We start from the raw sequence: 13832 nt of genomic DNA, 5'->3' as shown, positions 1-13832 counted from the left end.
AGGACGGCTGCCGGCTTGGCCAAGCTCGTGTTCGGGATTCTCATGACCGTCGTATGGTGGATGTTCCATGCGCTGCAAATGGACGAGGAGTTGGCGATGAACACCGTCTTCGACGCCAAACACGCGGTGAACCGGGCGGCCCATGCGGCGGCCCAGCAGGTCGATCGGGACAAGCTCGAGATCGGCGTGCTTTCGCTGGACCGGGAACAAGCCGAAGCGGCCGCGCTGACGTACCTGCGCGAGAATCTGCGTCTGGATGCCGAACTGAATCCGCTGCCCGGCAGCTTCCTGAGGAATCGGGTGTTGGTCGAACAATTCGCCGTGCTCGGGGAAGAACTCGCCTATCCGTTCACCTATCGGAACGAGGCGTTCGATTACGAGGTGACATTGGATCGGCCCGGCGTCGTGCTGATCGTCCGCGTGGCGTTTCCCCGCTTGTTCGGCGTGCTCGCTCCCGTGGAATGGGATTTGAAGGGCTCGGCGGAGATGGTGTATGACTGAACCCCGTCCCGGATTCCGGCGTTGACGGAGGCTTCCGGATTCTGATGTAATGGAGGAAACCATTCGCAGAAGGAGCGACTCGCCTTGTCCGCCTATACCCGATCGGAATCCGAACGAAGGATCGCCGGATTGCAGCAGTTGATGAAGGATGCCGGTTTGGACGGGTGCTTGGTCACTCAAAACGTCGGGATCTATTATTTGGCGGGATCGATGCAGACGGGGTATTTGTTCGTTCCGGCAAAGGGCCCGGCGGCGTATTACGTGAAGCGAAGCCTGAAGCGGGCCGAAGACGAATCGCATGTACGGGTCGTCGAGCTCGGATCGCTGCGCCGGTTCGGCGGCCAATTGGAAGGGGATTACCCGGCTTTGTTCGCGGGCAACGGCTCAGCGGGACGGCCCCAGATCGGCGCGGATTTGGACGTAATGCCCGCGCAGCAGTATCTTCGGTTCGTCGAAGCGGTTCCGCAGGCCGATTGGCGGGATGCGTCCGCGCTGCTCAGGCGTCAGCGGAGCGTCAAGTCCGAATACGAGATCGGACGGATCGAAGCCGCCGCCCGCGTCGCCGCGGCTTCGCTGGAGGAGGGCCTGCGCAGCCTGCGGGAAGGGATGACGGAGCTCGAGCTCATGACCGTCATCGAACGGAAGATGAGGGAAGCGGGCCATATCGGGCTGATGCGGATGCGGGGGTATAACCAGGAGATCGCCGCCGGCATGGTAGCAGCGGGGGAATCGGCCGCGGTGCCGACCTATTTCGACGGGCCGGCGGGCGGCGCCGGGCTGACGCCCGCCTTTCCGCAAAGCTCCAGCCTTCGGCCGATCCGGCGCGGGGAACCGATCCTGCTGGACATCGGCTGCTGCATCGACGGTTATGTCATCGACCAGACGCGTACGGCGGCGATCGGCCGGCTGCCGGACGAACTTCGGAGGGCCTACGGGACGGCGGACGCGATCCTTCGCCGCACGGAAGCCTCCTTAAAGCCGGGAGCCGTACCGGAAGCGTTGTATGTTCAGGCGTTGTCCATGGCGGAGGATGCGGGGTTATCGGAGCATTTCATGGGCTTCGGCCGCGATCAGGTCAAATTCCTCGGACACGGCATCGGACTCGAAATCGACGAATGGCCGGTATTGGCCCGCGGGTTCACCGAACCGCTCGAGCCGGGCATGGTGATCGCCGTGGAACCGAAATTCACGTTTCCGGGCGCGGGCGTGGTCGGCATCGAGAATACGTATCTCCTGACGGAGAACGGATGCCGGGCACTGACGTTATCTCCCGAGACTTTGTATGAAATGCCCCTGGACCATCCATGATGGGAACGGGACTGCTTTGATCGTCATGGGACGGGAGCGGTCTTTTTCGCGTTCCGACGCCGCTCGAAAATACTTCTCCGGCGGGAAAGCAGGTAGCCTCAAAAATCCTTTCGGCGTACGGCCGGCAAGGCGTTTCGGGATTTCGGGCTCTTTCACCATTTGCACGGCGGGTTGCTTTTTAGTAGGATGAATGTAACACCGCGTTCAAACAGGGAGGGGGAGAACGGCGTGCTGAAATTGGGAGAAAAGGTCATCATCGTCGGAGACCGTTTCGAGCAAAACTTGCCGATCGGGGAATACGGCTATATCATCGCGTACGACCGGAATGCCGACAGCGCTTTCGAATACATCATCCGGGTGCCCAAAGCCAATCGGCAATTCTATGTCCCTTCTTCGGACGTGGAGCTGGAAGAAACGCTGATCGAACAGGAAGCGGAGCTGATCGAGCGGGAGGCGCTGATCGATTTCGCTCTGGCTACCCGCAACGAGGAATTGTTCCGGAGAATCATGCGGGGCGATGCGGCGGAACAGACGGAAGAAGAACGCGAGAAAGAAGTGCAAAGCCGGGAAGATTTCATCCGTCAGGTGAACCTGAAAGCCTGGATTTGATCCGATAGAGTCGCCGAGTCAAGAAAGCCGAACGGCCGCGGAGATCCGCAGCCGCTCGGCTTTTTCATGTCTCAAACGGGAGATTGGGTTACGGCCCGGCGGGAACGAACGCGGCAGGTTCGACTGCCGGCACCGGCGCGGCGGGACCGAACAAGTAGCCTTGCAGGAGCGGAACGCCTGCCCGACGCAAATAGTCCCGCTCCTCTTCGCGCTCGACGCCTTCGGCGAGCACGACCCCGTTAAAGCGGGAAGCCCGCCCCAGCAATTCGTCGATCTGGCGCTGTTTCCCGGCGTCCGACTCGCAGCGGTGAACGAACCGGCGGTCGAGCTTCACGTAATCCGGCTTCAAGCGGTCGATCGCTTCCGCGGTCGCGTAGCCGGTCCCGACGTCGTCCACCGCGAGCAGGATCCCTTCCCGGCGGCAGCGGTCGATAACGGCCGGCAAATCCGGATGGTCCAGCGGCTCGGTTTCCACGACTTCGAATACGACGTCGCCGGGGTCGGTACCCGTTACGCGCATCGCTTCGAACGTATCCTCCACGCCGGCGTCGTCTCCGTACAGGGAAGAAGGCAGGAAGTTGACGAACCGTTTCACGCCCGGCGTCAGATGGGCGGAACTGACCCGAATCGCCGCCTGTCTCGCTTGCCGGTCCAGAAAGGAATGGAGCCCCGTTTGCCGCGCTTTGGCGAACAATTCGGCAGGCCGGTAAGGAGCCTGTTCGGGCAAGGGACGCAGCAAGCATTCATACCCGACGATTCGGCCGCTGGGCTGCACGATCGGCTGCAGATAGGTCGTGAAACTGCGGTGCAGGATATATTCGGACACGCTCCTCCCCCCCACTTCCTCGAATAAAGAAGCCAGGAGGAGCCAGGCGGGTTCGGGCGCTTCGCCGACCCGGCGAAAGCGGACGCCGCTGCGCTCATCCGGAAGGAGATCCGCCTGAAGACCATGGATCAGCCGGAGGAGCGCCTGGCCGCTGTCGTATCGCAGCGTTTGCCGATCCAGGGACAAGCTCCCGCCGGACGATTGGACCATGTCCCGTACGAGACGCCGTAGGTTGGGCCGGGCCGTCCAGTCGTCGGCCGCGAATTCGACGGATCCCCGATCCCGGAACGGCAAAGGACGGTCGGAAGCGGGATGAGTGCTTGGCATTCGGATCCCTCCATGGCTGCTGGCGTTGGATGTTCATTAGTATTACCCCGGAAGGCAGGATATGATCGCCGCGGCGAACCGGAACGGGCCGGGACGCGAACGCCGGCCGCGATGGTTGAGGTGTCGTTGAGTTCCCCGGGGTTGTCCGATATAATGATAGGAATGACGACTTACCGGAGGAAGCAAGGGGGATACGAGCTTGAGCATTTCCGCGAAAGACGTGGAACACGTCGCCGATCTGGCGCGGCTTGATCTGTCCGATGAGGAGAAGGATCGGTTCGCCGGCCAATTGAACGCTATTTTGAAATACGCCGAAAAACTGAACGAGCTGGACACCGACGGCGTGGAGCCGACCAGCCATGTCCTTCCGCTGGCCAACGTCATGCGCGAGGACGAGGTGCGCCCCTCCTGGCCCATCGAGAAAGTGCTGGCGAACGCGCCGGATGAGGAAGACGGGCAATTCAAGGTTCCGGCGGTGCTGGAGTAAGGATTTTCACGATGAAGGAGGAACCCGTTTTGTCGCTTTTCGACCTGCGGCTTTCGGACGTGCATGACCGGCTGGCCCGCAAAGAGCTTTCGGTTTCCGAACTGACGGAAACTTCCCTGAAAAGGATCGCCGAGACCGACGGAAAAATCGGCGCGTTCCTGACTTTGGACGAAGAAGGCGCCAGGCAGACGGCGAAAGCGCTGGACGAGCAGCTGGCCGCCGGAGGAGAAAGGGGCCTGCTGTTCGGCCTGCCTGCCGGCATCAAAGACAATATGGTCACCGAAGGGCTGCGCACGACGTGCGCAAGCCGGTTCCTGGACAACCATATCCCGATCTACGACGCGACGGCCGTCCGCAAGCTGCGCAGCGCGCAAGCCGTGACCGTCGGCAAGCTGAACATGGACGAATTCGCCATGGGCGGCTCGAACGAGAACTCCGCGTACCAGCCGGTCCGCAATCCGTGGGACCTCTCCCGCGTGCCCGGAGGTTCCAGCGGCGGTTCCGCCGCCGCCGTAGCGGCCGGCCAGGCGTATTTCACGCTGGGCTCCGACACGGGCGGCTCCATCCGCCAACCTGCCGCCTATTGCGGCGTAGTCGGGCTAAAGCCGACGTATGGGCTCGTGTCCCGTTTCGGCTTGGTCGCGTTCGCGTCTTCGCTGGACCAGATCGGGCCGGTGACGAAAAACGTCGAGGACGCGGCTTTCGTGCTGCAAGCGATCGCAGGCCACGATCCGATGGATTCCACGTCCGCCGACGTGGACATTCCGGACTACACGGCCGCTCTGTCGGGGGACGTCCGCGGCCTTCGCATCGGCGTGCCGAAGGAATATTTGGGCCAAGGCGTGGACCCGCGGGTGAAGGAACGCGTGCTGGAGGCGCTGGGGCAGTTCGAATCGCTGGGCGCCGCGTGGGAGGAAGTGTCCCTTCCGCATACCGAGTACGCCGTCGCGGCTTATTATTTGCTCGCTTCCTCGGAAGCATCCTCCAACCTGGCCCGGTTCGACGGCGTCCGCTACGGCGTGCGCGCGGAAAACCCGGACAACTTGATGGACCTGTACCGCCGTTCCCGCAGCGAGGGCTTCGGCCCCGAAGTGAAGCGCCGCATCATGCTCGGCACGTACGCGCTCAGCTCGGGCTATTATGATGCTTACTATCTGAAAGCGCAGAAAGTCCGGACGCTGATCAAACGCGACTTCGACCAAGCGTTCGAGAAATACGACCTGATCGTCGGACCGACCGCACCGACTCCGGCGTTCAAGCTGGGCGAGCAGGTGGGCGATCCGCTGCAGATGTACATGAACGACATCCTGACGATTCCGGTCAGCCTGGCCGGCGTCCCGGCGATCAGCGTTCCTTGCGGCTTCGCGGACGGGTTGCCGGTCGGCCTGCAAATCATCGGCAAGCCGTTCGACGAGACGACCGTGCTGCGCGCCGCCCACGCCTACGAGTCGGCGACGGATCATCATACCCGCCGTCCGGCGTTGTCCTAAGGAGGTTACCGGGACCTATGTCACTCACGAAATACGAAACGGTCATCGGGCTGGAAGTCCACGTCGAACTGCATACGAAATCGAAAATTTTCTGCGGCTGCTCGACGTCGTTCGGGGCGGCGCCCAATTCGCATACGTGCCCGATTTGCCTGGGGCATCCCGGCGTGCTGCCGGTGCTGAACCGCCAGGCGGTGGAGTACGCGATGAAAGCCGCCATGGCGCTCAACTGCGAGATCGCGGAATGGAGCAAGTTCGACCGCAAAAACTATTTTTACCCCGATTCGCCCAAGGCGTATCAAATATCGCAATACGATCAGCCGATCGGCCAGAACGGCTGGATCGACATCGAGGTGGACGGCAAGACGAAGCGGATCGGCATTACCCGCCTTCATCTGGAGGAAGACGCCGGCAAGCTGACGCACGTGGAAGGCGGTTACGCCTCCCTCGTCGACTTCAACCGCGTCGGTACGCCGCTCGTGGAAATCGTCTCCGAACCGGATATCCGCTCGCCGGAGGAAGCGAAGGCGTACTTGGAAAAGCTGAAGGCGATCATGCAATATTGCGACGTGTCGGACGTGCGGATGGAGCAAGGTTCGCTGCGCTGCGACGCCAATATCAGCCTTCGGCCTTACGGCCAGAAGGAATTCGGCACGAAAGCCGAGCTCAAGAACATGAACTCGTTCCGGGGCGTGCAGCGCGGATTGGAGTACGAACAGATGCGTCAAGCCGACGTCCTGGAAAGCGGCGGCAAAGTCGTGCAGGAAACCCGCCGCTGGGACGAGAATCAGGGCAAGACGTTCAGCATGCGGAGCAAGGAAGAAGCGCATGACTACCGCTACTTCCCCGATCCGGACCTCGTGCGCGTGCACATCGGCGAAGAGTGGAAAACGCGCGTGCGGGCGACGATTCCGGAGCTTCCGGATGCCCGTCAAGCCCGTTACGTCGAGGAATACGGCTTGTCCTCCTATGACGCCGGAGTGTTGACGGCCTCCATGAAGCTGGCCGATTTCTTCGAAGACAGCCTCAAATACACGTCCGACGCCAAAGCGTCCGCCAACTGGATCATGGGCGAGTTGCTCGCCTACCTGAATGCCAACAACCTGGAATTCGAAGACGTCAAAATCACGGGCCAAGGCCTCGGCGAGATGATCCAGCTGATCGAGAAAGGAACGATCAGCACGAAAATCGCCAAAACCGTCTTCAAGTCGATGTTGGAGACAGGCAAGCTGCCGCAGCAAATCGTCGAAGAGCAGGGCCTGGTGCAAATCAGCGACGAAGGCGCCATTCTGTCCGTTGTCGACGCGGTCATCGCCGCCAATCCCCAATCCGTGGAAGATTTCCGCGGCGGCAAGGAGAAGGCGATCGGCTTCCTCGTCGGCCAGATCATGAGGGAGACGAAGGGCAAAGCCAATCCCGGCCTCGTCAACAAGCTGCTCATGGAGCGGCTCAAAGGGTAACTTAAGCCGGCATAACGTCGTCATATCCCGCCTTATTTCAAGCCATCGGGAGCGTTCTCGCTCCCGGACAGCTCGGAATAAGGTTTTTTCTTCAAAAGGAGAGTGCGTCCGTGGACATTCGAAGGCTGGATCTGAGGGACCGAGAGCTTGCGGAAGAGCTTTGGGCCCTGCAACACGCCGCTTACCGGCAAGAAGCCGATCTGATCGGGGTTCCAAGCCTGCCTCCGCTTCAGGATACGGTACAATCCCTGCAAAACTGCGGGGAAACGTTTTACGGATGCTTCGGAGACGACGGCGAGCTGGTCGGAGCCGTCTCTACGGAAGCGGAGGACGGGGGGATGACGGTCTGCCGCATGATGGTGCATCCCGCCCGTTTCCGCCAAGGCATCGGCAGCCGCTTGATGAGCTACGTCTTGTCGGAAACTCCTTCCGTCCGGGAATGGACCGTGACGGCGGAAATCCGCAATTTGCCGGCGATCCGGCTCTATGAACGGCACGGCTTTCTCCCCGGAGGCACGTTTCAACCGGCACCGGACATTACGATGGTTCGGTTGTCGAGAAAGACGGAGTAGCCGATCGTCCGGAAAGAAACCCCGACCTTCGGCCAGGAGTTCCCCCGTCCTTTCTCCGTTGAGGGGCATCGTGACCCGTGTTACAATTGGGAAAAAATCGGAAGCGGAGCGAAAACCTCCGCGCCGTTCAGGTGTCTGGAGGAATACGAAAACATGAACGAGTTCCACTCGAACGATCGCAGGTACGAAGCCGGGTACGCCGCCCAAACGTATCCTCCCGGCTATGCGGAGGTTCCCCTGTCCCGGCCGAAGAAAAAGAAGTGGATCGCCGGTCTTCTGGCGTTTTTCATTCCCGGTACGGGCCATTTCTACTTGGGGCAGATGACCAAAGGCGTCTCCGTCATGCTGCTCATCGCGTTCGACATTTGCGCGATCACGTTCGCGTCCCAACAGATGGACAACGTGCTGATCATCGTGCTGCTCAGCTTGCTTCTGCCGATCATTTATTTCTACAGCCTGTTCGACGCCATCCAAAGCACGGAAACGGTGAACGACCGTTTGACCGCGCCCGGTTGGCCGGGACCGGGTCCGATGTACGGGATGCCGGACGGAGCCGGACCGATTCCGCGTCCGGGTCCGATGGGACCCGCTCCGGAATTCCGGGCTCCGCTTGCGCCGAATCCGGAGTTCGCGGAGGCGGCGAGGGCTTCCCAGGAAGCGGCGCAGGAAACCCCGCCTCCCCCCTATCCGCCGGGACCGATGCCGTCTTCGGAAGGTTTGTCCCGCGGCGTGAACATTCCCGGCATCATCGTGTTGGCGGCGGCCGCGGCGATCTTGCTGGCGGTCACGAATTTAGGCGGCCATCAGAACTGGCCGCTCCGCTCCTCGGGCTCCGTCGCGGGAGCATTCATCCTGATTGCCGCCGGGGTCGGACTTTGGATTTGGGAAAGGCGCGGACAGCATGGCGGGAAAAGGTAACAGACCCGGGCCGGTCAAGGTCGGCCGCTATACGGCGGCCCTGTCTTTGATCGGGCTCGGGATTTTGCTGCTTATGGATCACGCGGGGATGGCGGATGCCGTCGGCATCTTGAAGCGTTGGTGGCCTGCCGTTCTCGTGGCACTCGGGGTCGAGCTCATTCTGATGCAATCGGTCTACCGGGAACAGGGGACCCGCGTCCGCATCTCGGTCGGCGCCTTGCTTTGGGCCGCCGTACTCGGCGTATTCGTGCTCGCCGCGGCCAAAGGAGACGAGGTGCGGTCCGGCGCATGGACGGATTGGGCGGGGCAGCTGGGCCTGAACGTCTTCGATACCTTCAATGCCCAACACAAGTTCGAACAAGAGGTCGTGAAGGTGCCGGTTCGGGATCCCGGGCGGAAAACCGTCATATCCGATCAGAACGGCGACATTACGTTGACGGAAGGACCGGTCGCCGATATTCAAGTGAAGGCTGTCGTCTCGGTGGACGTGTCGGATCGGTCGAAGGCGGAAGACTTGGCCAATCAGTCGAACGTCGAAGTCAAGGAGACCGACTCCGTCGAAATCGTCTCGCGCCACGCGGCGTACGGGATGGGCGGCATGCGGAAAACCAAGGTGGACCTTGTCGTGACCTTCCCGCAAGGCAAAGTTCCGGCCTCGCTGGAAGTGCATGCGGTCAACGGAGAAGTGCGGATCGACCGCCTCCCGGATGCCGTGGAGCTGAAGCTGGACGTCAAAAACGGGGACGTTTCCGGCGAACAGATCGGGGGACGTCTCCAGGCGAAACTCATGAACGGGGACGTGCGGCTCGCCGATTTGCGCGGAGATGCGGAAATCGAAGTCGTGCACGGCGACTTAACGGTTCTTCGGCCCGCGTCGGCGATTTCGGCGAAGACCGTTACCGGGGACATCCGGATCGAAGGGGCGGCCGTAAACGGCAACTGGAAAGCGAACGCCGAGTTGGGCGACGTAAAGCTCGCTTGGCCGGATGGAGCGGACGTAACGGTGGAAGCCAAGGCGAATTTCGGCGACGTCGATTGTTCCTGGCCGCTTCAAACGGGCGATCATGAGGCTTCCGGACAATTAGGAGACGGGACCTGGCAAATCACGGCGGAGACCCGCGGGGACATCGACTTGGCCCGCTACGCGCCTTGACGGACGTTTCTTCCATTGACAAGGCCAAGAAACTGAACGTACAATGAGGCTAAATCCCAAGGCTGCGCTTCCCGCTTCGCGGGGAAACGCCATTTCGATACGAAAGGCTGTGAAGAGCATGGAATCCCGGGTTCATCATGCCGTGGACCAGCTCAAATCCGGCGGCGTCCGCATGACGCCGCAGCGTTACGCGATATTGGAATATTTGATGGACTCCCATGTTCATCCGACCGCGGACGAAATATACCGGGCGCTGTCCCCGCAATATCCGAGTCTCAGCGTCGCGACGGTTTATAACAACCTGAAGCTGTTCGTCGAAGCCGGGCTCGTCCGGGAATTGACTTACGGAGACGACTCCAGCCGTTTCGACGCGGACCTTTCCGACCATTATCACGTGATCTGCACGAATTGCGGCACGATGGTCGATTTCGAGCATCCCCCGATCACGGCGATCGAGGCGGAGGCGGCGGCATCGACGGGTTTCGTCGTGCAGGGACACCGGTTGGAAATTTACGGTTTGTGCCCGGCCTGCGCCGGGGTCAAAAACTGACGGATGGGCAAAGCGCGCGAGAACCAAGTTCCTGCGCGCTTTTTTGTTGCTTGGATAAGGCATTGAAACGCGACGCAACTTTCATCCGCCCGTCATCGTCCAATACGAACGACAGGCTGACATCATAGGAGCGTGACAAGATTGACGACGGCTTTAACGCCCGGAACCGGAAGACGGCGCAGAAAGTCCCGATCCGGCGCGCTGTTTTTCATCTTGATTCTATTTTTGGCTTCGGCGGCTGCCGGCGCTTGGATCGCTTGGAAGGACCAGCCCAACGCCAGCCATGTCAAACCGGATTATTTGGCCGGGCCGAATCCGATCATGATCGGCGGAGAATGGACGAAATCCCGCGCGGCGGGCGAAGGGGAAGGCCTCCGCATCCCGCTGCCGGTCGCGCAGAAGCTTGCCGGAGACGGCGTCGTTTACGAGAAAGCGACAGACTCCGTCATTCTGACCACGCCGTCCAAAGTGCTTCATTTGACGGTCGGAAACGCCGCCGCCACGCTGAACCAGAAACCGTTCAAGCTGCAGTTCGCCGCTGTGAAGGAAGAAGGCGAGGTTTATCTGCCTTTCGCGCCGCTTAAGGAACTGTTCGGGTTCCAGGCAGAGACCGATTCGGGGTCCGGCATCGTGACGTTGTACGCCCCGGACCAAACGGTTCAAAGCGCCGCGGTTCCGAAGGATGCGCGGAAAGGAGCCAAGCTCCGCGAAGGCCCCGACAAGTCCTTCGCCATCGTCGAGGACTTGTCGGCGGGAGAATCGCTGCGGATTTGGGGCGAGGAGGAAGGCTGGTACCGGGTTCAATCCGCTTCCGGGAACATCGGTTATTTGCGGAAGCAGGACGCGGTACTGGGGCAGGTCGAACGGATTCCCCAAGCGCGGCAGGACGAGCCTTATCCGGCTTGGAAAGCGGCCGGCCAGCGGATCAACCTGACTTGGGAGGCAGTCTACGAGAAAGCGCCGGACGCCCGCGGCATCGGAGAGCTTGCCGGCGTCAACGTGGTGAGTCCGACCTGGTTCGAATTGACGGACGGAACGGGCAAAATCCGCAGCAAGGCGGACGCCGCTTATTCCGGTTGGTACCGGTCCAAAGGAACGCAGGTATGGGCGCTGTTCAGCAACGGCTTCGAGCCGGAACGCACCGAGCAGGCGCTCGCCACTTACGAAACGCGGTTCAACATGATCCGGCAGCTGCTGGCGTACGCCAAGACGTTCAAGCTTCAGGGCATCAACCTGGACTTCGAGAACGTCAAAACGTCCGACAAGGATAACCTCGTGCAATTCGTCCGGGAGTTCACGCCGCTGGCGCACGAGCAAAATCTCGTCGTATCCATCGACGTGACTCCGAAATCGAACAGCGAGTTCTGGTCCGCGTTCCTGGATCGCGCCCGGCTGGGAGCGACGGTGGATTTCATGATGGTCATGGCCTATGACGAGCATTGGGCCAGCAGTCCGGAAGCGGGCTCCGTCGCGTCGCTGCCCTGGGCCGAAGCCTCGGTCCGCAGGATTCTGGAAGAAGACGGAGTTCCCCCGAGCAAGCTGATATTGGGGATTCCCCTCTATACGCGCATGTGGACGGAAAAGCCCGACGGCAAAGGCGGCGTCAAGGTGACGTCCAAAACGATGAGCATGGACGCCGTGTCGAAACTGTTGGCCGACAAGAAGCTCACGCCCAAGGTTTCTCCGGAGGCCGGCCAGCACTACGTGGAATTCAAAGACGGGGACGCGACGCAGAAGATCTGGATCGAGGATGCGCTGTCCATGGAAGCCCGAATGAGGCTGGTGAAAAAATACAATCTTGCCGGAGCGGCATCTTGGGCGCGGATATTCGCGTCGGACGGGATTTGGGACGTGATCGACCGGAATCTGCAAAGCAGGCCTTGAACATGAAAAAACCTCTTCGTCTGGCGTTGCCCGGCGAAGAGGTTTTTCGTTAAGGGTCAAGGAGGTTCTAAGACTGAGTCGGCACGGAGCGGGACTCGGAATCGTTCGGCGCGGCCGGCGTCGTCGTCGCGATGTCCGGATTCCAGGTCAGGATCGTGTGGCAATACATGCACCGGTCCGTTTCTCCCAGCATTTTGGTCCGTTTCCCGCATTCCGGGCATTCCAGGACCGGCGCGTTCGTGGACAGCATGCCGACCCAGAAATAGACGCCCATGCTGACGAAGCAGGAGATCATGCCCAATACCATGAAGACGCCCGCGATGATTTTGCCCACTTCTCCGAACAGGATGATTCCGCTCGTCCCGAAGACGCACAAGCCTAACCCGATGAGGACGAGAAGCAATCCCCACGTGCGCATGGTCGAAATTTTGCTGGTTTTCCATTTCATCGATATCGGCTCCGTTCGCGATACTTTGTCATTTTGCGTTTCTCTCCGTCATCCGGCATGACAGGCAGGAAACCGGCAGGGGATTGTAGAACTACACCAAGAACCGGCGATCGTCGTTGCCGGCTTCGCATTCATCATTATAGCTTACATTTATCGTACAGACCACCTCGTGCCGGGGGGACATGCCGATAAATCTCGGAAGGTGAGCGTCTTGAATCGCTTGGACTCCAAGGAATGGTACTTTCACGATCTGTTCGGACGGGAGGAGGGGGTGGTCGGCCTGATGCTGATCGCCGATCCTTATTCCTCTATGCCGATGATCGACGGAACGGATCGGTTGGTCCTGGTCGTAAGGGATCGGGTGCTCCCGGGCGAGGAAATCGAACAGTGGATGCTGGGCGACTTGCGGGTGCGGGTCCGGCGGGTCACGCTCGATACGCTGGAACGCTGGGTGATCGGAGGAGATCGGGACGGCGTGCAGTGGCTCGTGCAAGGGGAAGTGCTGTCCGACGAAATGGGGCGTTTGGCGGAATTGAGAAACCGGCTGGAGGAATGGCCGGACTTGCTTCGGGAGCAGAAGCTGTTATGCGAATTTTCCCGGTTCATGCTGACTTACTCGCACGCCAAGCGGAATTTGCAGCAGGGGCAAGTGTTGGACGCGTACAGCAACGTGCTGGCCTCGCTTCATCATTGGGCCCATATTTCCCTGGTGGAGCAAGGCATGCTGCCCGAGTTGACCGTATGGGAGCAAATGCGTAGGGTGAACCCCGGTATCTATAAATTGTACGAAGAGCTGACGACAAGCCCCGAAACGCTGGAGAAACGGGTTCAGCTCGTGGTGCTGGCCTGCGAGTTCTCCGTCTTGACGAAAATGCGCACCTCCTGCGCGCTGCTGGTACATGTACTGGCCAGCCGCGAAACCCCTTGGACGGTCGCCGAGCTGCAGCAAGAGGATCGACTGCGCGAATTGCCGATCGATTTTTCCTTGCTGATGCAGAAGCTGGTCCAGCGCGGCCTCGTTCGCGAAGTGGCGAAAGCCGCTCGGGGACAGGGAGCGGTGAAGCTGGAACTGCGTTATACGGCGGAGGAGGAGCATATTTTGCCGTAATAAGGCGCCGAAAAAGAGGTTGACTCGCCATGTCGATCTGTGATAAATTATCATTCGCCGCCCGGACAGGCTTCATGCGGCGGCCGCGCTTTAGGAAGTTCGGCAAGAATGGAAAACATTAGTTGTTGCATCGGCCTAGCGCGTTGTGGTATATTATTTAAGTCGCCGTTAGCGCGGTGACGATAAAGCGAAGC

Annotated in this window: 14 protein-coding genes; 12 read left to right on the top strand and 2 right to left on the bottom strand. The window is 60.5% G+C overall.

Annotation, left to right across the window (positions count from 1 at the left end):
- Positions 1-15 precede the first annotated feature (15 nt).
- The 3 genes from PTZ19_RS21995 (at position 16) to PTZ19_RS21985 (ending at position 2418) form a co-directional block, all read left to right on the top strand.
- A complete protein-coding gene (locus PTZ19_RS21995) occupies positions 16-501 on the top strand; it encodes a hypothetical protein (RefSeq protein ID WP_276357789.1) in 486 nt (161 codons plus the stop codon).
- 84 nt (positions 502-585) lie between these two features.
- Positions 586-1809 (top strand): M24 family metallopeptidase, encoded by a 1224-nt coding sequence (locus PTZ19_RS21990; protein WP_276357788.1) that lies wholly within the window; start codon positions 586-588, stop codon positions 1807-1809.
- Between the two features lie 228 nt (positions 1810-2037).
- Positions 2038-2418: an ATPase gene (locus PTZ19_RS21985; protein ID WP_276357787.1), complete on the top strand. Its 381-nt coding sequence runs from the start codon at positions 2038-2040 to the stop codon at positions 2416-2418.
- Between the two features lie 88 nt (positions 2419-2506).
- Here PTZ19_RS21985 and PTZ19_RS21980 read toward each other — a convergent pair whose 3' ends face one another.
- Positions 2507-3571, bottom strand: coding sequence for an EAL domain-containing protein (locus PTZ19_RS21980; RefSeq protein ID WP_276357786.1), 1065 nt, complete (start codon positions 3569-3571; stop codon positions 2507-2509).
- 199 nt (positions 3572-3770) lie between these two features.
- On the opposite strand from PTZ19_RS21980, the gene gatC reads away from it, so the two are divergent.
- From gatC to PTZ19_RS21940, 8 genes are all read left to right on the top strand, one after another.
- Positions 3771-4058, top strand: a complete 288-nt coding sequence (gene gatC / locus PTZ19_RS21975) for an Asp-tRNA(Asn)/Glu-tRNA(Gln) amidotransferase subunit GatC (RefSeq protein WP_276357785.1) — start codon at positions 3771-3773, stop codon at positions 4056-4058.
- A gap of 29 nt (positions 4059-4087) precedes the next feature.
- Positions 4088-5548: an Asp-tRNA(Asn)/Glu-tRNA(Gln) amidotransferase subunit GatA gene (gene gatA, locus PTZ19_RS21970; protein WP_276357784.1), complete on the top strand. Its 1461-nt coding sequence runs from the start codon at positions 4088-4090 to the stop codon at positions 5546-5548.
- Between the two features lie 17 nt (positions 5549-5565).
- Positions 5566-7005, top strand: coding sequence for an Asp-tRNA(Asn)/Glu-tRNA(Gln) amidotransferase subunit GatB (gatB, locus tag PTZ19_RS21965; RefSeq protein ID WP_276357783.1), 1440 nt, complete (start codon positions 5566-5568; stop codon positions 7003-7005).
- Positions 7006-7115: 110 nt separating this feature from the next.
- The gene (locus PTZ19_RS21960; protein ID WP_276357782.1) at positions 7116-7577 is read left to right on the top strand and encodes a GNAT family N-acetyltransferase; all 462 of its coding nucleotides are present in this window, start codon (positions 7116-7118) and stop codon (positions 7575-7577) included.
- 153 nt (positions 7578-7730) lie between these two features.
- Positions 7731-8495: a TM2 domain-containing protein gene (locus PTZ19_RS21955; RefSeq protein ID WP_276357781.1), complete on the top strand. Its 765-nt coding sequence runs from the start codon at positions 7731-7733 to the stop codon at positions 8493-8495.
- Entirely contained in the window at positions 8479-9648 is a 1170-nt protein-coding gene (locus tag PTZ19_RS21950) for a DUF4097 family beta strand repeat-containing protein (protein WP_276357780.1), read from the top strand. The genes PTZ19_RS21955 and PTZ19_RS21950 overlap by 17 nt, the downstream gene beginning before the upstream one ends.
- A 118-nt stretch (positions 9649-9766) precedes the next feature.
- Positions 9767-10198, top strand: a complete 432-nt coding sequence (locus PTZ19_RS21945; RefSeq protein WP_276357779.1) for a Fur family transcriptional regulator — start codon at positions 9767-9769, stop codon at positions 10196-10198.
- 141 nt (positions 10199-10339) lie between these two features.
- Positions 10340-12082 (top strand): glycosyl hydrolase family 18 protein, encoded by a 1743-nt coding sequence (locus PTZ19_RS21940; RefSeq protein WP_276357778.1) that lies wholly within the window; start codon positions 10340-10342, stop codon positions 12080-12082.
- Positions 12083-12149: 67 nt separating this feature from the next.
- On the opposite strand, the gene PTZ19_RS21935 is transcribed toward PTZ19_RS21940, so the two are convergent.
- Positions 12150-12530, bottom strand: a complete 381-nt coding sequence (locus tag PTZ19_RS21935) for a DUF2614 family zinc ribbon-containing protein (RefSeq protein WP_276357777.1) — start codon at positions 12528-12530, stop codon at positions 12150-12152.
- A 211-nt stretch (positions 12531-12741) separates the two neighbouring features.
- Here PTZ19_RS21935 and PTZ19_RS21930 point away from each other — a divergent pair, with 211 nt between their 5' ends.
- Complete coding sequence (locus tag PTZ19_RS21930) at positions 12742-13638, top strand: nucleotidyltransferase-like protein (RefSeq protein ID WP_276357776.1); 897 nt, start codon at positions 12742-12744, stop codon at positions 13636-13638.
- The last annotated feature ends 194 nt before the right edge of the window (positions 13639-13832 follow it).

The organism is Cohnella caldifontis (assembly GCF_029360585.1).
Taxonomy (GTDB): Bacteria; Bacillota; Bacilli; order Paenibacillales; family Paenibacillaceae; genus Cohnella; species Cohnella caldifontis.
Note: the sequence above shows the minus strand (reverse complement) of the source record. Positions and strands in the feature narration are given on the sequence as shown.